Genomic DNA, 21,248 nt, shown 5'->3' on the forward strand with positions numbered 1-21,248 from the left:
ATATCGTTTTGTTTTCAAATCCAAAACTTAGCTATGAAATTTTCTATTCTATTCGCAATAATAGTATTGACTTATCCAACCTCTTATGGACAAGAGTATTATGAATCAACAACTCTTTATCAGCACATGCTGCAAGTAAATAATGAGTGGAAGTTTCATAAAGATGCTTGTAATGAAGAAATTATATCTTTTAAGTCAGAAGAAGAAAGGATAGCTAAACACTTAGAATTAGTAATAATTGACTTGCAAAATACTGTTCATCATGAAATAAGTCCGGATGCATTTGAAAAAAGACAAGCCCTTTTAAATCAACTAAAAAAGTATGCAAATGCCAAAGAATTCCCTCAAAATACTCAGCATAGTGAAAGAAGGCCATATTTTATTGACTACAAAGGGGTGCACTGTGCTGTAGGTTATCTAATGCAGCAATCTGGTCATGAAAATTTAGCATTAAAGATTAGTAAGGATTATAACTTCGATTACATTGAAGATATTCAAAGCGAGGGTATGCTTAATTGGGCAGAATCACATGGTTTTGAGGTAAAAGAACTAAAATGGATTCAGCCGGGTTATCCACCAAATACTGTGACTATGCCTGTTGGTGGTGGTGCCAATAATGAAGTCAAAATATTGAAGTCTGATACCTATAGAAATCAAATGGTAATAGCCGGTGAGTTTACTGAATTGGATTCATTACCATGTTTAAAAATAGGAGTGTATAAAAATGATCAACTAAGTTGTCTAGGTGGAGGTTTATCCGGTATTATTTATGATGTGGAAGTAAAGTCTGACGGTATTTATTGCTTTGGGGCTTTTAATCACAATAATGAAGTATACCCTATGGCATTTTACAATGATACAACTTGGGCATTTGATAGTATACCTGGAGTGACAGAAGCTACTATTACATCTGCAGTTACATCTACAACATTTCAGTATTTACTTCATGTTTCTGTTGTTTCTAGTTTAAATCCGGGAAAGTCTGAATTATGGAATCTTGATTTTAATGAAGGCTGGATAAAAATGGCAGAAGTGAATGGTACTGTTTTAGATATGGCGTATAATCTGGATAATGGATTTATATATGGCGGCTTGTTTGATTCGGTATACGTATATACCAATGGACAATTAGATTCCAGTTTTTACGCAAAAAATGCTGTTCACAACGTATATTATCAACAATGGAAAGCTGTTGGAGAAAATTTAAGTGATACAATATATACTATTGAATCATACGGTAATTCTATTTATCTGGCCGGGGCATCATCTAATATTAATAATGATGCTATTTATTTATCACAATATTTAAATGGTAATTTACTTCCGCTTTTACAGTATAACAATTCAGGACTTTCTTACAATTCTCAAATTTTAGACTTAGCATTTCTACAAGACGAACTTTATTTTGCGGGAAGTTTTGATTTATATGCCGGAGTAGTCCAGGGTAATAATCTTGGTGTATACAATCTAAGTTTTGATAGCGCTAGTCCATATAGCATGTTAGATGATCATGTAAATGCAGTGTGTGTTTTTAACAATCAATTATATATAGGTGGTGCATTTGTTTTAGGAGGATTTAATACTCAACTTAATCATTTAGCTAAAGTATCTTCATGGGTTGGGATAGATGAAGAGTTAGAAGAAGAAATATCGGTTTTTCCAAACCCCTTTAATGATAAACTTAAATTGAGTCAATCTTTTAATGAGGCTTCATACAAAATTTTTAATTCCTCAGCACAGTTAGTAAAGAGTGGAGTTATTGAAAATAATGAAATCAATAACTTATCAGATCTTGAAAAGGGTGCTTATATTATGCACATTCAAGAAGAAGATAAAACTTATACTTTAAGAGTGATTAAAGAATAAATTAAACCGCTTCCTTAGGTTTTTCCCTTGTTTGATCTTCCTTAGTCATTTTCTCCTTGCTTAGATTTCTCATTCTTGATTCAATATCTGTAATCATTGCGGTAGCTTCTTCATTGGTAATTCTACCTGCATGAAGTAACTCATTTACCTTTGATTTTTCAGTATTTAACAAGGTTCTAATAGCCTGGCGCGTAGAAACATGTCTGTAAATATTCGGATATTGATTCTTAAAGTTTCTTAGGAATGTCAATGCCTGAATATTGTTTTCTTCAATTTCTCCTTCAATTTCTTTAAGGATACTTTCTTCTCTTTCATTAGCAGCAGCAGCTTGAAGTTCCTTCAACATCTTCAGACATTTTTGCTGTGAGGTGTAAAATCCTTTGGCAACGTCAAATGAAGCCGCCAATCTTTCAATATATCTTTTTGATAAAAATTTCTTTAAAAATCCAAATCTTCTCAAGGAGTTTTTAGTGTCTAACAATTCATCTAAATCTCCACGGTCAGATAATTTCTTTTCTCCACCAGAATCTATAATGTCATTGATTTCAGAAACTAATAGGTTATAAGCACTTGAGCTAATCAAGCCTTCTTTAAATTGCGACCAATACGAACTTTTTTCTTTCTCCAAAATTCTTCTTCTAGACTCTTCTTTAAAATCATCAATATCTTGAATTTTAGATGCGTCAGGATCTTCTGGTAAATATCCACCTACGGCTTCCCAATTTACTTTTTTAAAGAATCTGTCTTTTTCCAAATTGTCTATTGAAGCAACTGTTTCTCTAAATACATAATCTTTGGCTGTGTCCAAAACGTATCTTTTGGTCTTAGAGACAGATGTTAATCCTAGCTTTTGAGCTACAGCCTTCATTGTAGTTGCGTTAACTAACAAGGTAAGTGTTACTATTCCGGCAGTTAAGAAAAGAAACTGTTCTCTAATCACAGGAGGGATAGAGGGTTCAGTTTCAACAATTAATGCCAATGCTAATCCAATAGCTCCTCTTAATGCACCCCACCACATTACTTGTGGATGGTTCTTTCCTATACCATACCCAGCACGTTTCATTAAAGGGTAGAGAACGGCAATAACAATTGCTCTTACTAGATGGATAATGACATATACGGCTAAAAGGACCCAGACGTCATTCATGGTGAAATGGGTTCTCTCTGCAATTACAACTCCTACAATCAAAAAGATTAGTGTATTAGCAGTAAATGCAGTAAACTCCCAGAACTCATGTATAAAGTGTTGTACTTCCGGTGATATTTTTGTTCGACCTGGACCTGCCATAATAAGTCCAAGTGTAACCAAACCTAGTACACCTGAAACATGGAATGTATTTTCACAAATAAAGAATGTCAAATAGGCCAAAGCAACAATTATGGTAATTTCAATGAGCATATCATTGAATACGGCATGCATCCATCTCAATCCAAAATATCCAATTACTGCTCCAACTGCAACTCCTCCTAATGCTACTCTTAAAAACTCAAGGAATGGTGAATATCCTAAGGCATTGCCTGTCAATCCACCGAAGATCACCATAAAAATTACGATTGCTGTACCATCATTTAAAAGTGATTCACCTTCAATCAATGTACCGAGCTTTTTACTAGCCCCTAATTCTTTCAAGATGGCTACTACTGCCACCGGGTCGGTTGCACTAATTACTGTACCAAATAACAATACCATTTCCCAATTCCAAGTGGTGATTCCTAGTTTGTAATCTACAATTAGCCACATGCATAATGCGGTTAACACTAGGGCAATAACAATACCCGGAACAGCTAATAATACAGAGTTAGTAAATGATTTTTTAAAGATGTGAACATCCATGGCAAATGCTGCCTCAAAAATCAAAATTGGTAGAAAAACATATAAAATTGCATGTGCATCTAGATGAGCGGCCCATTTTATAGAATTGTCCAGTTTAGAAAAATCTAGGGACTGACCAAACAAATGAAAATCTTGTAAGAAAAACTCATTTCTACCTAAGAAACCAATCCCTAATCCAATAATCAATAAAGCAACTGTAAATGGAAGACCTATCTTGCTTAGTGCAAATCTGGTTCCTGCACCAATTATTAGTGCTATAATGACAAAAAGTAATGCGCTAAAATCGTTGTGGTGACCGCCTTCGCCATGTTCACCTTCTGCATGTTCATCATCATGATTGGCATGCATTTCTTCATGATGTTGTTCTCCATCTAAGTGATCATTTTGAATAGCTGGATCAACAATATTGTGATCTACAGTATCATATGTGATTACCTGATGATGTTCAAGAGAATCTTCATCCTGACTATAAGTTATTTGGCTTGAGATTAAAAGGGTAAAAGCGCATAGGAAAAATATTTTCCCTTTTGATAATATAGTAGGCATGCAGTAAGGTTTGAGTTTCTGTAAATGTAATGATTTCCAATTAATAACCAGAAGTCATCTATTTCAGAACTTTATACGGCTTTCAACCGATTGAGTTACCAAGAAAAGTGAATGGGTTTCAGGGTGTTTCAATTATCCCGAACTAAGGCATGTCAAATTCAATTCCAGCCTTCATGTCTCCAATAAACTTAGATTCTAAATTTTTAAAATCATATAAGTCCATGTCTAACATATGAGTAGGAGAGATGTTCTTAAGTGCTGAGAACATTATTTCAGATCTTCCCGGGTATTTTTCATCCCAGGCGTGCAACATCTTTTTAACTACCTGTCTTTGTAAATTCGGTTGAGAACCACACAAATTACAAGGGATTATAGGGTAATCCATCATTGTTGCGTATTCTTCAATCTGCTGTTCCTTTACAAAAGCCAATGGTCTTAGAATGACAAATCGGTCATCATTGGTTCTGTATTTAGCAGGCATGGTTTCAATTTTTCCTGCAAAAAATAAGTTCAGGAAAAATGTTTCTAAAATATCATCTCTATGGTGTCCTAAAGCTAACTTATTACAACCTAAGCGTTCAGCTGCAGTGTATAAAGTTCCTCTTCTTAATCGGGAACAAAGACTACAAGTTGTTTTACCTTCAGGTGTTTTATCTTTTACAATACTGTATGTGTCTCTTTCAACAATTTCAAAATCAACGCCTACTTTTGTCAAATAATTTGGAAGAACTTCTTCAGGAAATCCGGGCTGTTTCTGATCAAGGTTAACGGCTACAATTTCAAAATCAAATATAGATGCTTTTTGAATCTGCATCAAAATGTCTAGCATAGTGTAACTGTCTTTCCCTCCGGATAAGCATACCATGATCTTATCACCATCTTCAATCATATTATAATCATTGATGGCGTTCCAAACCGTTTTCTTGATCTTACGGTTTAACTTCTCTAGCTCTTTTTCTTTTTCTTCTTTCACTATTCTTCCTGTTTCATCAGGCGGTCAAACATTACTATACTTCCACTTACGGATACATTTAACGAATGTTCTCCCGGCAGCTGTACCAATTGGTGACAGCGATTTAAAACCTTATCAGGTAAGCCATTATTTTCTGCTCCTAATAAATAAGCGGCCCTGTATGGGTGTGCAAAGTTACGAATAGGAGTCGAATTTTCATATAGTTCTACACCAACCAATTGTGTAGAGTGGGGAAGTGAGTTGTATAAATGGTCAAAATCATCATATTTATACAAAGGTATTTTTGACCATGTTTTCATTGTATCAGAGGCCTGGTGTTGATACTTGCCATCCACTATAAATATGAATTGTGCTCCTAAAATATAGGCAGTACGCCACAAGGTTCCAATATTGTGTGATGTTTTTGGTTGATAAACACCTATTCCAAAAAACTGCTCTTCTTTTAAATCCCAGTGTTTTTTCATGACTCCTCTTTATTAGCGTCTTGTAATTCCTGTTTTTTGAAAATGGTTTCGTATTGTCCTCCAAGTTTCAATAACTCTTCATGAGTTCCTGTTTCTATAATTGTTCCATTCTCAAGGACAACTATTTTATCAGCATATTTAATACTGGATATTCTATGAGAAATTATCAGGGAAGTTTTTCCTTTTAAATTCTCTTTAATAGCATTTAGAATCAGTTCTTCAGTTTCATTGTCAACTGCAGATAAACAGTCATCTAAAACTAAAATGTCTGGATTTTTAATCAATGCTCTGGCTATAGAAACTCTTTGTTTTTGACCTCCTGATATGTTGATTCCCCTTTCACCAAGTCTTGTTTCATATTTATCCGGGAAGTTCATGATGTTGTCATGTATACCGGCATCTTTAGCTGCCTGAATGATTTTTTCATCAGAAACATCATCTTCATTTAATCCAAAAGCTATATTGTTCTTAATAGTGTCAGAAAATAAAAAGTGCTCTTGTGGTACATATCCTAAATGCTCTCGCCAGGCTTCAAGATTAACTTCTTTCAAGTTTTTGCCATCAATTTTAATTTCCCCAGTTGTTGGATCAAGTAAGCGCATGATCAAATAGGCCAAAGATGACTTTCCGGAACCTGTTCTTCCTAATACACCAATTGTAGCTCCTTTTGGAATAGTTAGATCAATATCCTTTAAGGCTTCTACTCCGGAGTTTTCATAAGTTAAACTCACATTTTTTAGCGTGATCTCATTCTCGAAACTAAAAGGATCATTGGATTCGTTAACAATTTCAGGTTGCTGATGTAAAAATTCATTGATTCTTTTTTGAGATGCAGCTGCTCTTTGAACAATAGAAGTTACCCAACCAATTGAAGCAAATGGCCATGTTAATAGATTGACATATAAAACAAATTCAGCTATTTCACCTGCAGATATTACTTTTTCTTGTGCTTGAATTCCTCCTACATAAATGGTGAGAATTGTACTGATACCAATAAGCATTACAATAGTTGGCATAAAAAAGGCCTGGGTTTTAACAAAACTCATTGACCTGTTTTTGTATTCATTTGCCTCTGCGTTAAATCTCGCTTCAATTTCAGCTTCTTTTACATGAGATTTTATAACTCTAATCCCACTAAAAGATTCCTGAACCATTGTTGATAAAAGGGATTGTTGCTTTTGAACATGTTCACTTTTCCTATTTAAAATGCTACTAACAAAATAGATTAATACCGACATGATAGGCAAAGGCATTAATACATATAGCGTAAGTTCAGCATTTACGGAGAGCATAATCCAAAGCGCAAGAATAAATCTGATGATCAAATTGGAAGTGTACATGATTCCCGGTCCCAGATACATTCTGACGTGAGAGACATCTTCGGTGATTCTATTCATTAAATCTCCGGTAGAATTTTTCTTAAAAAAGTTAAAATCCAGAGATTGGTATTGATCGTAAATTTCATTCTTCAAATCGTACTCAATGTAGCGAGACATTCTAATAATAGTTTGTCTTTGAAAAAAGAGGAAAATTCCTGATATCACAGAGAATAGCACATAAAGTCCGGCAGAAATCAATGCGAATTTCATCAATCCTCCGGCAATACTTTCTGCACTTCCATCATGGTGATTGATCATGTCATTGATTGAATCTCTAACAACACCGGGCATTTTTATTACAAAAATATTCTGTCCTATTACAAACAGAATTCCCAGCAATAGCAACCACTTATGCTTTAACAAATATTTATTTAGATAGGATAAAGAAGACATTTAAAAATTAGTACTTTTGTACGTCCTAAAAAACAGGGGACAAAGTTAGTATTAAAGATTAGTATAATAATGTAATTCCACTCATTTATGTTCGAAGTGAAAAATATAAAAGATACTGCACTGGTAGACAATCCTGTAATTGAAAGGATGTCGCAGTACAATCACGAGCAATTGTTGTTTTGTAATGACAATGCAACAGGTTTGAAAGCGATTATTGCAGTACACAATACAACACTAGGACCAGCATTAGGTGGTACTAGAATGTGGGCTTACAACAATGAGTTGGAAGCTTTAAACGACGTTCTTAGATTGTCAAGAGGTATGACCTATAAGAATTCAATTTCAGGATTGAATCTTGGAGGTGGAAAAGCCGTAATTATTGGAGATTCAAGAAAAGATAAAAGTGAAGCTTTATTCAGAAGATTTGGGAAATTTGTAAATAGCCTTGGTGGTAAATACATTACTGCAGAGGATGTAGGAATTTCTCCTCAAGATATGACCTGGGTAAACATGGAAACAGATCATGTTGTTGGATTACCTGGTAAAAGTGGAGACCCTTCTCCGGTAACAGCTTATGGTGTTTATATGGGGATGAAAGCTGCTGCCAAAGTAAGATTTGGATCTGATAGTTTAAGTGGTAAAAAAGTGGCTGTACAAGGTGTTGGACATGTTGGAGAATACCTGGTTGCTCATTTGACTAAAGAAGGTGCAGAAGTATTTATTTCTGACATTCATGAAGATACATTAAAGGCTGTTGCTCAAAAATATGGAGCTAAAGTGGTTGATTTAGATGAAATCTATGAAATTGACATGGACATTTATGCACCATGTGCACTTGGAGCTACTGTAAATGATGATACTTTATCAAAATTAAAATGTTCTATCATTGCCGGAGCTGCTAACAATCAATTAAGAGATGAAGCGGTTCATGGATTGGCAGTAAAAGATAGAGATATCCTTTATGTGCCGGATTTCATGTTGAATGCCGGTGGAGTTATCAACTGCTATGCAGAGGTAAAAGGATTATCTGCTGATTGGGCTATGACCAAAGCTGAAGAGATTTACAACAGAACTATAGATATATTATACAGATCTTCTGAAGAGGGGATCCCTACTTACAAAATTGCTAATGCCATGGCTGAAGAACGTATTCAGTCTATGGGACAAGTGAAACTACCTTTATAATAAAATGCTGAACAGACGACACCTTAGAATTAAGGTACTTCAGATCTTATATGCCTATTTTCAAACAGAGGATAAAGATCCTTTGCAGGTTGAAAAAGAACTTTTTAGATCGATAGATAAAATGTACGAATTGTACATCTATTTCTTGTTGACCTTTGAAGAGATGGTTCAATTTGCTGAAACGCGCATTGAGGATAAGAAAAATAAAATCCAACCAACATCTGAAGATTTAGATCCAAACAGAAAGTTCGTTGATAATCCATATTTCAGATATTTTGCATCAAATGCAGAATTGAAAAGACACTCTGAAACCATGAAAATTAATTGGGGAGGAGCTGTTAAAAATGATTTGATGCGAAAAATGTTTGTTCAGATAAAAGATTCTGATCTCTATAACGACTACATGAAAAGTAGAGAGACGAATGATGAAGATGACAGACAGTTTGCATTGTCTTTATTCAAATCTGAAATTGCCAATTTTGAGTTATTACACGATTTCTTTGAGAATGAGAGTATTTACTGGATGGATGATATCGATTTGATTTGTTCAATGGTTTTGAAAACAATTAAAGCAATTGAACCATCTGATTTCTCTGTAAATGCTATTCTTCCTTTGTATAAAGATGAAGAAGATGAAAAAGGATTCATTAAAGCTATGGTGAGAAAAACACTTGAAAAAGATGACGAAAACACCAAAACTATTGATGAGTTGACGCAGAACTGGGAACTTGATAGAATTGCAAAGATGGATGTGATTTTATTGAAAATGGCCTTGACAGAATTGACAGAATTGCCGTCAATTCCTAAAAAGGTAACCTTGAATGAATATATCGAAATCTCTAAATATTACAGTACACCAAAAAGTCAGGTTTTTATAAACGGAATTTTGGACAAAGCTGTAGAGAAATTAGATAAAGAAGGAAAACTTATAAAAACAGGTAGAGGACTAATAAATTAATTATTATGAATGCAATCAAATTATTATTCGTAGCACCGTTTTTAGCTATAGCCTGCACAACTGATTCTGGTGCTGATGCTGAAGAAAGAAGAACTGATTATGCTGAGTTTATAGATGATCCAACAGAAATTTCATTTGAAGAAATGGATTATGATTTTGGAACTGTAAAAGAGGGTGAACAAGTAAAGCATATCTATAAATTTAAAAACACAGGAGACAAGAGTTTGATTTTAATCAATGTAAAAGGTTCTTGTGGATGTACTGTTCCTGAAGATTGGCCTAAAAATCCAATTGAACCGGGTGGAACAGGAGAGATTAAAGTAGTTTTCGACTCACAGGATAGAGTTGGAAATGTTAGAAAAAATGTGAGAGTAGAAGCCAATACAAATCCTAGTATGTCTGTATTGACTTTAAAAGGAGTAGTGGAAGAATAAACAAATAATTACAAGACAAAGAGAATGAATTTATTGACAATCTTATTACAAGAAGGTGGAGGACAAGAAGGAGCAGGAGGAGCTACTACATTATTAATGTATGGTGCTATTATCTTAATCATGTACTTTTTCATGTTAAGACCACAAATTAAAAAGAGTAAAGAAGCTAGAAAATTTAGAGAAAGTTTAGCGGTAGGAGATAAAGTTGTAACTGCTGGTGGAATTCACGGTAATGTGGTTGAGATCAACGAACACACAGTTGTGATTTCTACAGAAGGATCTGGAAAATTGAGAATTGAGAAAAATTCATTGAATTTGAATCCTGACGCACAATTGCAACAAGCTAAGCGTTAGTATTCAATATCTAAATTGAAAAGCTTTCTGAATTTGTGAAGTGAGGTGTTTTCCTCGGCTAGTTTATCAAACTTAGATTTACTATCCATTACATTCACCACTGATTTTTCTTTCACTTCATAAACCAAATTGATATTAGTATTTTTTAAGTGGACTCTCAGGTATTGAATGAGGTCCACTTTTTCTGTGTCCAATTCATTCGCTTGTACTGAGTTTTGAATTTTCAGTGTGATGGTATGGTCAGATGCCACAATCATTTCTGAGCTGGTAAGTGTAGCATAAAGACTGTCTCTGTTATTTCTTTTTTGCTCCAGCGCATATTTTTTCCAAAGGTGTTCCAACTGTTCAGCTGTGTACTCCTCATTCATTTCTTTAAGGCCGATAGCCTCTTCGTGCTCACTTTTAACCCTTGGATTTAAAATGGTTTTGATTCCAATGTTTCCGCTGGATAAGCTTTTGCCGCTTAGTTGTGTAAGCTTTTTTCTTTCAGGTTTGGCAATAGCAGACATAGTAACAGTTTCTGTTACAACCTTTTCCTGAACTTCAACAGCAGCAACTGTTTTGAGCTCTTGTGGCTCATTTTGTCCTTTAAAAGGCAGGATTTCTATTTCTGCAAAACCTATGATAAAACCTCCTTTTTTTGTAAAGTATGCATGATGCTGCAGAATTTCATTAAACCTAATTCAACATGCAATCTTTTATTTTTACTGGCTTTGTATTGTCCTTCTAAAGATCTCATTAAATCCAGTGCGGTCAAAATAAAATCTTGAGGAGATTTTTCAGATTGTTTTAAATAACGCTCTTTTAAATCTGCGGGAACGTCCATTATATCAATGGTTCGTGGATCTTTTGCTACTAAAATATTTCTAAGGTGTTCTGCCAAACCTAAAATGAATTGACTGCCATCAAAACCATTGTTTAATATATCATTGTATATCAAAAGATTCTCTGGAATTTCACCTGCTAAAGCATGATCAGTTACTTTAAAATAGTAATCATAATCCAACACATTAAGGTTGGTTAAAACAGATTCGTAAGAGACATTATTATTGCTAAAAGATACTATTTGATCAAAAATTGATAAGGCATCTCTTAATGCACCATCTGCCTTTTGAGCAATAATGTGTAAAGCTTTATCATCAACGGTAATACCTTCTTTTTGTGCGATACTCTTGAGGTGATCAACTATATCCTGAACCTGAATTCTGTGAAAGTCAAAAATTTGACAACGAGATAAAATAGTTGGCAGGATTTTGTGTTTTTCTGTTGTGGCAAGAATAAAAACAGCATGAGGAGGTGGCTCTTCTAATGTCTTCAAAAATGCATTAAATGCAGATGACGATAACATGTGTACCTCATCTATGATGAAAATCTTGTATTTTCCAACTTGAGGCGCTATTCTAACCTGGTCTATTAGGTTTCTAATATCATCAACCGAGTTATTTGAAGCGGCATCTAGTTCCAGAATGTTAAATGAATGACCTTCATTAAAAGATTTGCATGACTCACATTCATTGCATGGTTCAATATCTTCTTTAAGATTGAAACAATTTAAAGTTTTAGCCAAAATTCTGGCTGTAGTTGTTTTACCAACTCCTCTTGAACCAAAAAATAAAAATGCCTGAGCTAAATGATCATTTTTAATAGCATTTTTAAGCGTTGTTGTAATAGATGATTGTCCAACAACTGATTCAAAAGTTTGTGGTCTGTATTTTCTCGCCGATACTACAAATTCTCCCATAATCAGAAATGTGTTCAAATATAATAAACCTCAAGGCGTAATGGCCTTTTGAGACTTTTGAGTTATTAACAATGGGGTGATTTTTTGAAAGATTTTGAATTTGTCAAAGAATTAATGCCTTCTAAAACTTGAAAGATCACATTTTTATTGAAATAAAAGCTTTGTAATTTATTAGAAAGGCTTATCTTTGCACCCCGCATCCGCCATAGCACGGTGCATAGGTGGAGCAAATTTAAAACAATTTATAATGAATAGGTACGAAACTGTTTTCATTTTAACTCCCGTTTTGTCTGAAGAGCAGGCAAAGGAAGCAGTAAAAGTGTACGAAGATTATATCACTAAAAATGGTGGTACAATTAAGCACAAAGAATTCTGGGGTTTGAAAAAGCTTGCTTATCAAATCCAAAAGAAATCTACAGGTTTTTACAGCTTGGTTGAGTTCGAAAATGACGGAACTTTGATCAAAAAATTAGAGATCGAATTTAAAAGAGATGAGCGTATTATGCGATTCTTGTCTATCAGAATGGATAAGCACCATGTTGCTTTTGCTGAGAAAACAAGAAAAGCAGGAACTAATACTGCCAAAACAGAAGAAAAAGCGGAAGCTTAGTGTTTAATTGAAAAAGTCTTAAAAAATGGCACAAAACGATATTAGATATTTAACACCGATAAACATTGAAATTAAAAAAGACAAATATTGTCGTTTCAAGAAAAGCGGTATCAAATACGTAGATTACAAAAACCCTGAATTCTTGTTGAAATTTATCAATGAGCAAGGAAAAATTCTCCCTAGAAGGGTAACTGGAACTTCTCAAAAGTATCAGAAAAAAGTCAACAAAGCAGTAAAGAGAGCTAGACACTTAGCTATCTTACCTTATGTTGCTGACTTAATGAAGTAATTGTAGAACTTTTCTGTCTGTAAAGGCAGTTTAATAATCCATAATCATGGAAATAATATTAAAGAAAAACGTTGATAAATTAGGATATGAAGGAGATGTAGTAACAGTTAAAGCTGGTTACGGAAGAAACTTCTTGATTCCTCAAGGATATGCGGTGTTGGCTACTGATTCTGCGAAAAAAATGCACGCAGAAAACATGAGACAAAAGTCGCACAAAGAAAATCAAATCAAGGAAGCTGCTCAGGCAATCGCTAGCAAACTTGATGGATTAACTGTGAAAGTTAAAGCTAAGGTTGGAGATAACGATAAAATCTTCGGATCTATCACAACTATCGCTTTATCAGAAGCTTTAAAAGGTGAAGGAATTGAAATTGATAGAAAATCTTTGACAATTTTAACTGAGCCTGTTAAAGAATTGGGAACTTATGATGCAACTGCAAACTTGCACAAAGAAGTATCTCAAGAATTTAAATTTGAAGTGATCGCAGAGTAAAATCCGCACAACTTATTTGAAAACCCGTTCTAACCTCCAAATAGAGGATTGAGCGGGTTTTTTTATGGATTGATCTAAACATTAAATCTCGTGTTACCTATTTTATTAACTTTAAAGCAATAGGAAATAACACCATTGAAGAAAAGATTATTCTATAACTTTTTTATTAAGGTAACACTTGCATTTACGTTCGCTTTATTTGCGACATCATCCGCCTATTCTCAAAACTCTGACAATCAGAAAAAGGTTGATTCTTTAATCACTCAGATGATTTCTCTTGAGGATTCAGAAGAGAAAGCTGATATCCTAAACGCTATTGCTCGTCTTAAAACCAAAGAGAACTTTGTTGAAGGATTACATTATGCTGAGCGCTCTTTGGCTATGTCAGAAGACATCAAATACAATACGGGAATCCTCAATGCTTCATTAACCTTAGGACGTATTTATACTTACTACTATCTTGATTATTTTGAAGCTAAGCATCACTTAGGACGAGCTGTAAGTTTAGCTGAAGAAACTGCTGATAAAGAACTCAAAAGAAATGTTTATAAAGATTATGGGTTCTTGATGTATTCAATGGGGGATTGTGATCAAGCTATTTCTTTCAATAAAAAAGCCATCCTAATCACAGAAGATTTAGAGAACTATAGTGACCTGGCTGAACTTTACGCTTACACTGCAGATGTATATATGGATTGTGGCGACCGAAAAGCAGCCATGGATTATTATTCAATGACCTATACCTTGTTTATTTCGGACAGGTTAGAATATATTGCTCCAGCTGTAAGGATTTCTTCAGCTTCTTATTTAAGAAGAACAGGTGATTACAAAGGGTCAATAGAAATATTAAAGGAAGCTATTTCCATTTTTCATAGAGATAAATTACCTCGTTTTGAATCTTACGCCTATGCTGAATTAGCCGAAACTCAAATCCTTAAAGGAGATTATATTGTTGCTCTTGAAAATGCAAATACAGGTTTAGAAATAGCAGAACACAATTCGTTACTGAAAGAAAAACTAGATAACTATAAGGTTCAAATTGACGCATATGATTCACTAGGGAATTATAAGAAAACCTATACCACCTTAATTAAATATACTCGATTAAAAGATTCATTGTCTTCTTCTCAGTTCATGGAACAAAACAGAAAGTTCCAAACAAACTATGAAGAAATGATTAATCAAAGTAAGTTGTCTCAGTTAAAAGAACAACAGATTAATCATGAGCTAGAGTTAGAAAATCAGCAGTTAAGCAGAAATATCATTATAGCGGTATTGTCATTTGTAGTAGTGATTACAATCCTTCTAATTCTGAGAATCAGGTTTATTAGAAAGAAGGAAAAAGAAATGCAAGTTTTAACGCTTGCAGCAAGCCACACTAATAACTCCATTATTTTGTTTGACACTAACTTACGAGTTGAGTGGGTGAACAAAGGATTTGAAAGATTGACAGGTTTAACCCTGGCAGAGGTAAAAGGGATGTATTTTGCCGAATTTTATCACGGTGAAGATGAAAATAAGTACCGCTTAAATGAGATGAAGGCCAAGTTTGAAACCGGGCGTCCATTCTCAATGGAGTTGGTGAGTAAAAACATCCACACAGGTGAAGTATATTGGATTTCTGTCAACGTCTCACCAATTTATGAATTTGACAAACTGCGCAGTTATATGTCAGTTGGTTCAGATATTACAGACATCCATAATGCTCAGGTAGCGCTTCAAAAATCTCATGATCGAACTATTCTTCTAAATGAAATTGGAAGACAAATTACATCCACCTTGTCTATTCATGAGATCATTGAAAAGATGTATGAGAATGTCAACAAATTGATGGATGCTCAGAATCTGGGAATTGGTATTTATAGAGAGTCGGATAATTCATTGCACTTCCCTGAACCAATTGAAAGAGGTAAAAAGTTAAAGTCATTTGTTTATCCATTGAATTCTTCAGTAGAAAGACTTGCAGCCAAGTGTTATAAAGATAATCTTGAATTTATTGTTGGTAGCAAAGAGGAAATAGCAGAGATAACAGGGCAAAGTCCGGTTCCGGTAGAAGGTGAACAACCTGAATCTGTAATTTATATTCCGCTTATCTCTAAATGGAAAACAATGGGAGTTATCTCTGTACAATCTTTTGCTAAAAATGCGTACTCTGATAATGAGCTTGAAGTGGTTAGAACATTAGCCAACTACGTGGCAATTGGAATGGAAAATGCCAGACTCTATGAAAATATGGAGGACATGGTAAAGGAGCGTACTAAAGAAGTTACAGAGCAAAAAGAGCAATTGCAGGTCAACTTTGAGAATATCAAAATGTTGAGTGAGATAGGAGTGGAGATTGCTTCCAGTCTTGATTTTGAAGATGTATTTGAAAAGCTTTATGCTACTGTTGCTCAAATGATGGATGCTCCAATTTTTGGTCTAAGACTTTATCATGAAAAAACCAGAGAGCTGGAGTATAAATATGAGATTGAGAATGGTGAACGCTTTGAATCCATGACTGTTTCAATAGAAGACAAAAATAATTATTCAGTTTGGTGTATTGACAATCGCAAGGAAATTTTGGTGAACGATAACCTCAGTGAATACCATAAATATTTCTCTGAATTAAAATTAATGGGTGGAGGGGATATGCCAAATTCCATTATTTTTTATCCAATGATTGCGGATGGAAGAATTTTTGGAGTTTTTACAGTTCAAAGTTTCAAATTAAATGCATATACTAAGTATCACCTGGCAATGGTTAAAACATTATCTGCATATTGTGCAGCAGCATTGAGCAATATGGAGCTGTTAAATACTTTGGAGCATAAAGTGCAAGAACGAACCAGAGAATTAGCGCAAAAGAATAAAGATATAATGGCAAGTATTAACTATGCCAAACGTATCCAAAGAGGTATTTTACCTCCTGATTCATTCATAAAACAAATGTTCCCTCAGAGTTTTGTTTTTTATCGACCAAGAGATATTATTTCAGGTGATTTTTATTGGGTTGAGAGAAATTTAGGAAAATACTTCTTTGCCGTGGTTGATTGTACTGGACACGGTGTTCCGGGTGCTTTGATGTCAATTATCGGTAAAAACATACTGGATCAGGCAGTAAACGAGAAAGAAGTGGATGATCCATCAATGATTTTAACATTCTTAAGAGCAGGATTACGCGTGGCATTCTCATCAGATGAACAGGAAGATGGAAGTGAAGTGGAGGATGGAATGGATTTAGCAGTCTGCGTTTATGATCCTGAGGATAGGATTTTATCATTTTCAGGAGCCAACAGCAATTTGTACATAATTCACGATAGCTCAATTCAGGTAATAAAAGGTGAGAAATCAGGTGTAAGTGCCAGTGAATTTGATAACGCTAAATATGTAACTCACGAAATTGAAATTGAAGATGGAGATGCAGTTTATTTGTCTTCAGATGGATTCCCTGATCAATTTGGTGGAGATAGAGTTAAAAAGTACTCACAAAGACGTTTTCAAGAATTGATATTGCGAATTAGCAGTTTACCTGTAAATACGCAAGAGGACGCATTCAAACAAGAGCTGGAAGATTGGAAACGCGATTACGATCAGTTAGACGACATTTGCGTAATGGGTGTTAAATTTTAATAACACCCATGAAGCAGTTTACCCTGAGCGAACTTTTGTGAAGATAAGTCGAAGGGAAAAGGGGTTAAGTTTTAATTCTTCATTTGGTCCAGGAATCCTTTCGCTTTCTTTTTGGCAATCATTTTCATGAAGCTTATCTTATAGGTGATTCCTCCTTCTATAAACCAATATGGATCTGCAAAGTTATCACCTAGCCATCCACCAAAAAGATCTATCTGAAGATCGTTGATTGGAGTATATGAAAATCCTGCATCAGCATTCAAATCCAGATTACTAAAATCTCCAAATCCTTCAATAAAAGTGTTCCATTTTTTACCTATCTTAAATCCGAAGTTCAATACCCATGGAAAGGCCGGTTGCATTAGATCATTCCCTTGAAAAACTACACCAAGATTAGTATTAAAAGAAACTACTTCAAAACGATTACTGGTCATCACATAAAAAGAGCTTCCAAAGTTTTGTTGCCTGTAATCTCCTTTGTGAGAAAGAAATGAAAGATTAGCTTGAAATCCTAAATATGGCTTCCATCTATCTCCATCATAAGGATTGTATCTAATTCCCAAATTTGGACTTGGAAATCCTGAAAAAGTAGTGTCAAAACTACTTGACATGTGTCTTGAATAATTGTATGAAAAACTAGTGTTTAACTCAATTTTCTTAGTTATTCCAAGTCTAATTTGTGTAGGAACCCCATAGTTTTTGAATTGATAGATTTTATCTGCATTGAAAGATGTGTAGTTAAATCCGGTTTGTAATTGCAGTGTCAAAATACCCGCAGTATTTGGATTCATAGCTTGTCCGGGTCTGTCTGATTCAACAGGCGTTCCAAACATTTTATCAATGATTTTACCGGGGTCAATGTCAAATTGTGCCTGTGTATTAAAGCATATTAGGCTGAAAACGGAAATAACTAAAATATTTTTCATTTGATAAAAATAGCAATTCAGATCGCAAATTAAGTACAAAACAAATAGCTTTGGTTTTTGTTTCTAATAAACGCATGAAAGTCGCATACTGTCCAATATACAGATATACTAAACTTCCGCCGGAGCACAGGTTTCCAATGGAAAAGTATGATTTGTTGCCACAGCAATTGCTTTATGAAGGAACATTAACTGAAGAAAATTTTTTTGAACCAACTCCCATCTCAGAAGAACAAATTTTGAGAACACATTCATTAGCGTTTTGGGAAAAGCTTAAAACTGGTAATTTAAGTAGACAAGAAATTCGAACAATGGGGTTTCCTTTTCATGAGTTGTTGGTAGAAAGAGCAAAAGTTATTGCTGCCGGGTCATTAGAAGCTTTTTATCATGCGAAAAAAGATGGAGTGGCATTAAATATTGCCGGTGGAACACACCATTCATATGCAGACCGAGGCGAAGGTTTTTGCTTGTTTAATGACTTTGCAATTGCGTCAAATGAATTGTTGTACAGGGGAGATGCCAATCAAATATTAATTGTGGATTTGGACGTTCATCAGGGCAATGGAACAGCCCATATTTTTAAAGAAGAACCAAGAGTATTTACTTTCAGCATGCATGGTGAACATAACTATCCACTGCGGAAAGAACGGTCGGATAAAGATGTTCCTTTAAGAGATGGGATAGGGGATGATGAGTATCTAGAAATACTTTATAAAGAATTGCCTCCGGTAGTGGAAGCTGTAAAGCCTGATGTTATTTTCTATTTGAGTGGAGTTGATATTTTAGCAACAGACAAACTAGGCAGATTAGGCGTAAGTAAGCTAGGTTGTAAAATGCGGGATGAGTTTGTCTTTAAGCTTTGTAAATCCCATGAAATTCCAGTGGTTGCCGCAATGGGTGGAGGTTACTCTGTCCAGATTGGTGATATAATTGATGCCCATGCAAATACATTTAGAGTGGCGAGTCATATTTTTACTTGATCTCTTAACTTTTTTTTAAAAGCTGATCAGCTAAAAATACCTATATTGCAAGCCGCAAAAAAAATGCGAAACTTTTGAATTAATAGAAAAAACTCACTTAATAATATGACAAGCGAACACAAAGATTGGAACGAGATAAAAACGAATGACAGTTGGGCGATATTTAAGATTATGGCCGAATTCGTTGAAGGATATGAGAAAATGGCTGCAATCGGACCATGTGTTTCTGTATTTGGATCTGCTAGAACTCAGGTAGATAATCCTTATTATCAACAAGCGGTTGAATGCTCGAAACTTTTGGTAGAATCAGGATATGGAGTTATTACCGGAGGAGGACCTGGAATTATGGAAGCAGGAAATAAGGGTGCAGATGATAATGAAGGTGTATCAGTAGGTTTAAATATTGTATTACCATTTGAACAATCTTGTAATGACTTTGTGAATCACCCGGTTGATTTTGATTATTTCTTTGTTCGTAAGGTAATGTTTGTTAAATATTCACAGGGATTTGTTGCATTTCCAGGAGGTTTTGGAACATTAGATGAATTATTTGAAGCCATCACTTTAATGCAAACAGAGAAAATAGAGAAAAGACCGGTTGTATTGTTCGGAACCAAATATTGGAGCGGAATGGTAGAATGGGTAAAAAATACAATGCTAGGACAGGAGAATAATATTTCACCTGAAGACATGTCTTTCTTGCGTATGACAGATGATCCTAAAGAAGCTGTTCAAATTATTAAAGACTTCTACAAGGAACACAAATTACGTCCGAACTTTTAATTTTCTATACGGTTGCTCCCTGGCAGCTTGAACCAGCTCCAGCGGTACATCCAAAACAATGTTGACTGACAATTATATTTCTGTTATTCAGTTTTTCCAAATTGAATTCAGAAATGTGTTGTCCTGATTTTGCTTCTGTTTTGATCTTAAGCATTTGATTAAAATCACAGTCATACATATATCCTTGCCAATCAATACTTATAGTATTTCTGCACATGATACCATCAACTGCTGCGGGGTTAAAAGCTTGTACCAATTGCTCCATGTACTCTTCATAATTTTCAGAACGAATTAAATATTCTAAAAAGCGGCTGATTGGTAGATTAGTAATGCATAATAATCCACTAAAATCAATTCCAAAATCAGCTTTTAATCTTGTTTTGAAATCATGTTCTAGGGCAGCTTGTTCTCCGGGTAAAAAAGCTCCTGCAGGATTATACACGAGATCAAGAATTAATTCAGAATCTGTTTTTCCATACCCAACTTCATTGAGCATTTGCAAAGCCTTGATAGATTTATCAAATACTCCTGAACCTCTTTGTCTATCAGTTTTTCCAGCTTCGTAATAAGGAAGTGAACTAACGACTCTTACGTTGTTTTCTGCAAAAAAATCAGGTAAGTCGTGGTATTTCTTATTGGCTAAGATGATAGTTAGATTGCAACGTACTATGATCTCCTTTACGCCGGCTTGCTTGAGTGATGAAACAAACCAACGGAAATCAGGATTCATTTCGGGTGCTCCACCTGTTAAATCAACAGTATGAAATTGATGTTCAGAAATGATATCCAGGCATTGCTGCATGGTTTCTTTTGTCATTATCTCTTTGCGATCAGGACCTGCATCAACATGACAATGCTTGCACGTTTGATTGCACATGTACCCTAAATTGATTTGAAAAATATCAATACCGGAAGGCTTTAATGGATACATTCCAATGTTTTCCAGCTTTTCTTTGAAGGTTGGCAACTCACCGTTTTGAAATTGCCCACCGTTCAAAATCTCTAACTGTTCATTTACATCTGCAAGTTGATGTCCTAAGGCTTTGAGTGATTTAGACATATTACATGGATAATTTTTTCGCTTTATTCATCATTTGAACTCCGTGTACCAAAGAGGCTCCACCTCTTATGGCACCGGCCACATGAACAGCTTCCATCATTTGTGCTTCACTACATCCTTTAGCTAATGAAGAGGATGTATAAGCATCAATGCAATATGGACATTGAACAGCATGTGCTACAGCTAATGCTATTAAAGATTTTTCTCTGGCTGTTAAAGCTCCTTCTTTAAAAACTTCATCATACCAACTGAAAAATTTATCAGCTAAATTTTGCTCAAATTCGGCAATCTTACCAAATTTCTTAAGGTCATCCGGGTTATAATAGGTTTTTTCCATATTCTTATAAAGTGTGATTTGTTAGACAATTTGC

Annotated in this window: 20 protein-coding genes; 11 read left to right on the forward strand and 9 right to left on the reverse strand. The window is 34.7% G+C overall.

Annotated elements, in window-relative coordinates; genetic code table 11:
• Positions 1-33: 33 nt before the first annotated feature.
• On the forward strand, positions 34-1,866 hold the full coding sequence (locus K6119_RS01040) for a T9SS type A sorting domain-containing protein (protein ID WP_221834414.1): 1,833 nt from the start codon (positions 34-36) through the stop codon (positions 1,864-1,866).
• Between the two features lies 1 nt (position 1,867).
• Here K6119_RS01040 and K6119_RS01045 read toward each other — a convergent pair whose 3' ends face one another.
• From K6119_RS01045 to K6119_RS01060, 4 genes are all read right to left on the reverse strand, one after another.
• Positions 1,868-4,246, reverse strand: a complete 2,379-nt coding sequence (locus tag K6119_RS01045; RefSeq protein WP_221834413.1) for a cation:proton antiporter — start codon at positions 4,244-4,246, stop codon at positions 1,868-1,870.
• A 142-nt stretch (positions 4,247-4,388) separates the two neighbouring features.
• Positions 4,389-5,219, reverse strand: a complete 831-nt coding sequence (gene ttcA, locus K6119_RS01050) for a tRNA 2-thiocytidine(32) synthetase TtcA (RefSeq protein WP_221834412.1) — start codon at positions 5,217-5,219, stop codon at positions 4,389-4,391.
• Positions 5,219-5,683 carry an RNA methyltransferase gene (locus K6119_RS01055; protein WP_221834411.1) on the reverse strand — a complete coding sequence of 155 codons (465 nt, stop codon included), beginning with the start codon at positions 5,681-5,683 and terminating at the stop codon, positions 5,219-5,221. The genes ttcA and K6119_RS01055 overlap by 1 nt, the downstream gene beginning before the upstream one ends.
• Entirely contained in the window at positions 5,680-7,455 is a 1,776-nt protein-coding gene (locus K6119_RS01060; protein WP_221834410.1) for an ABC transporter ATP-binding protein, read from the reverse strand. Before K6119_RS01060 ends, K6119_RS01055 begins: the two co-directional genes overlap by 4 nt.
• Before the next feature lie 87 nt (positions 7,456-7,542).
• On the opposite strand from K6119_RS01060, the gene K6119_RS01065 reads away from it, so the two are divergent.
• Genes K6119_RS01065 through yajC form a run of 4 tightly spaced genes read left to right on the forward strand, consistent with a single transcriptional unit; the run spans position 7,543 to position 10,386 of the window.
• Positions 7,543-8,640 (forward strand): Glu/Leu/Phe/Val dehydrogenase dimerization domain-containing protein, encoded by a 1,098-nt coding sequence (locus K6119_RS01065; protein WP_221834409.1) that lies wholly within the window; start codon positions 7,543-7,545, stop codon positions 8,638-8,640.
• Between the two features lie 4 nt (positions 8,641-8,644).
• Positions 8,645-9,598 carry a transcription antitermination factor NusB gene (gene nusB / locus K6119_RS01070; RefSeq protein ID WP_221834408.1) on the forward strand — a complete coding sequence of 318 codons (954 nt, stop codon included), beginning with the start codon at positions 8,645-8,647 and terminating at the stop codon, positions 9,596-9,598.
• Between the two features lie 5 nt (positions 9,599-9,603).
• Positions 9,604-10,032, forward strand: a complete 429-nt coding sequence (locus tag K6119_RS01075; protein ID WP_221834407.1) for a DUF1573 domain-containing protein — start codon at positions 9,604-9,606, stop codon at positions 10,030-10,032.
• Between the two features lie 24 nt (positions 10,033-10,056).
• On the forward strand, positions 10,057-10,386 hold the full coding sequence (gene yajC, locus K6119_RS01080; RefSeq protein ID WP_221834406.1) for a preprotein translocase subunit YajC: 330 nt from the start codon (positions 10,057-10,059) through the stop codon (positions 10,384-10,386).
• Here the strand turns inward: yajC and K6119_RS01085 are convergent.
• A complete protein-coding gene (locus K6119_RS01085) occupies positions 10,383-10,895 on the reverse strand; it encodes a hypothetical protein (RefSeq protein WP_221834405.1) in 513 nt (170 codons plus the stop codon). The genes yajC and K6119_RS01085 overlap by 4 nt on opposite strands.
• Positions 10,896-11,005: 110 nt before the next feature.
• Positions 11,006-12,127: a DNA polymerase III subunit gamma/tau gene (dnaX, locus tag K6119_RS01090; RefSeq protein ID WP_221834404.1), complete on the reverse strand. Its 1,122-nt coding sequence runs from the start codon at positions 12,125-12,127 to the stop codon at positions 11,006-11,008.
• Positions 12,128-12,374: 247 nt separating this feature from the next.
• Between dnaX and rpsF the strand changes: the two genes are divergently transcribed.
• The 4 genes from rpsF (at position 12,375) to K6119_RS01110 (ending at position 17,131) form a co-directional block, all read left to right on the forward strand.
• A complete protein-coding gene (rpsF, locus tag K6119_RS01095; protein WP_221834403.1) occupies positions 12,375-12,737 on the forward strand; it encodes a 30S ribosomal protein S6 in 363 nt (120 codons plus the stop codon).
• A 25-nt stretch (positions 12,738-12,762) separates the two neighbouring features.
• Positions 12,763-13,026, forward strand: a complete 264-nt coding sequence (rpsR, locus tag K6119_RS01100; RefSeq protein WP_221834402.1) for a 30S ribosomal protein S18 — start codon at positions 12,763-12,765, stop codon at positions 13,024-13,026.
• Positions 13,027-13,072: 46 nt separating this feature from the next.
• Positions 13,073-13,519: a 50S ribosomal protein L9 gene (gene rplI / locus K6119_RS01105; RefSeq protein WP_221834401.1), complete on the forward strand. Its 447-nt coding sequence runs from the start codon at positions 13,073-13,075 to the stop codon at positions 13,517-13,519.
• Between the two features lie 135 nt (positions 13,520-13,654).
• A complete protein-coding gene (locus tag K6119_RS01110; protein WP_221834400.1) occupies positions 13,655-17,131 on the forward strand; it encodes a GAF domain-containing protein in 3,477 nt (1,158 codons plus the stop codon).
• Positions 17,132-17,202: 71 nt separating this feature from the next.
• Here the strand turns inward: K6119_RS01110 and K6119_RS01115 are convergent, their stop codons facing one another.
• Entirely contained in the window at positions 17,203-18,057 is an 855-nt protein-coding gene (locus K6119_RS01115) for a hypothetical protein (protein ID WP_221834399.1), read from the reverse strand.
• A 74-nt stretch (positions 18,058-18,131) separates the two neighbouring features.
• On the opposite strand from K6119_RS01115, the gene K6119_RS01120 reads away from it, so the two are divergent.
• Both K6119_RS01120 and K6119_RS01125 read left to right on the forward strand, forming a co-directional pair.
• Entirely contained in the window at positions 18,132-19,034 is a 903-nt protein-coding gene (locus K6119_RS01120) for a histone deacetylase family protein (RefSeq protein WP_221834398.1), read from the forward strand.
• Positions 19,035-19,139: 105 nt separating this feature from the next.
• Complete coding sequence (locus K6119_RS01125; protein ID WP_221834397.1) at positions 19,140-19,817, forward strand: LOG family protein; 678 nt, start codon at positions 19,140-19,142, stop codon at positions 19,815-19,817.
• A gap of 4 nt (positions 19,818-19,821) precedes the next feature.
• On the opposite strand, the gene arsS is transcribed toward K6119_RS01125, so the two are convergent.
• Both arsS and K6119_RS01135 read right to left on the reverse strand, forming a co-directional pair.
• On the reverse strand, positions 19,822-20,877 hold the full coding sequence (gene arsS / locus K6119_RS01130; protein ID WP_221834396.1) for an arsenosugar biosynthesis radical SAM (seleno)protein ArsS: 1,056 nt from the start codon (positions 20,875-20,877) through the stop codon (positions 19,822-19,824).
• A 1-nt stretch (position 20,878) separates the two neighbouring features.
• On the reverse strand, positions 20,879-21,214 hold the full coding sequence (locus K6119_RS01135) for an arsenosugar biosynthesis-associated peroxidase-like protein (RefSeq protein WP_221834395.1): 336 nt from the start codon (positions 21,212-21,214) through the stop codon (positions 20,879-20,881).
• Positions 21,215-21,248: the final 34 nt, after the last annotated feature.

It is taken from the genome of Paracrocinitomix mangrovi, from assembly GCF_019740355.2.
Taxonomy (GTDB): domain Bacteria; phylum Bacteroidota; class Bacteroidia; order Flavobacteriales_D; family Crocinitomicaceae; genus Paracrocinitomix; species Paracrocinitomix mangrovi.

Coding starts and splice junctions, on each gene's coding strand:
- K6119_RS01065 (WP_221834409.1), top strand. CDS start 7,543: ATGTTCGAAGTGAAAAATATAAAAGATACTGCACTGGTAGACAATCCT.
- nusB (WP_221834408.1), top strand. CDS start 8,645: ATGCTGAACAGACGACACCTTAGAATTAAGGTACTTCAGATCTTATAT.
- K6119_RS01040 (WP_221834414.1), top strand. CDS start 34: ATGAAATTTTCTATTCTATTCGCAATAATAGTATTGACTTATCCAACC.
- K6119_RS01120 (WP_221834398.1), top strand. CDS start 18,132: ATGAAAGTCGCATACTGTCCAATATACAGATATACTAAACTTCCGCCG.
- dnaX (WP_221834404.1), bottom strand. CDS start 12,127: ATGGGAGAATTTGTAGTATCGGCGAGAAAATACAGACCACAAACTTTT.
- K6119_RS01125 (WP_221834397.1), top strand. CDS start 19,140: ATGACAAGCGAACACAAAGATTGGAACGAGATAAAAACGAATGACAGT.
- K6119_RS01060 (WP_221834410.1), bottom strand. CDS start 7,455: ATGTCTTCTTTATCCTATCTAAATAAATATTTGTTAAAGCATAAGTGG.
- rpsR (WP_221834402.1), top strand. CDS start 12,763: ATGGCACAAAACGATATTAGATATTTAACACCGATAAACATTGAAATT.
- yajC (WP_221834406.1), top strand. CDS start 10,057: ATGAATTTATTGACAATCTTATTACAAGAAGGTGGAGGACAAGAAGGA.
- K6119_RS01115 (WP_221834399.1), bottom strand. CDS start 18,057: ATGAAAAATATTTTAGTTATTTCCGTTTTCAGCCTAATATGCTTTAAT.
- K6119_RS01135 (WP_221834395.1), bottom strand. CDS start 21,214: ATGGAAAAAACCTATTATAACCCGGATGACCTTAAGAAATTTGGTAAG.
- K6119_RS01045 (WP_221834413.1), bottom strand. CDS start 4,246: ATGCCTACTATATTATCAAAAGGGAAAATATTTTTCCTATGCGCTTTT.
- K6119_RS01075 (WP_221834407.1), top strand. CDS start 9,604: ATGAATGCAATCAAATTATTATTCGTAGCACCGTTTTTAGCTATAGCC.
- K6119_RS01055 (WP_221834411.1), bottom strand. CDS start 5,683: ATGAAAAAACACTGGGATTTAAAAGAAGAGCAGTTTTTTGGAATAGGT.
- arsS (WP_221834396.1), bottom strand. CDS start 20,877: ATGTCTAAATCACTCAAAGCCTTAGGACATCAACTTGCAGATGTAAAT.
- K6119_RS01085 (WP_221834405.1), bottom strand. CDS start 10,895: ATGTCTGCTATTGCCAAACCTGAAAGAAAAAAGCTTACACAACTAAGC.
- rplI (WP_221834401.1), top strand. CDS start 13,073: ATGGAAATAATATTAAAGAAAAACGTTGATAAATTAGGATATGAAGGA.
- rpsF (WP_221834403.1), top strand. CDS start 12,375: ATGAATAGGTACGAAACTGTTTTCATTTTAACTCCCGTTTTGTCTGAA.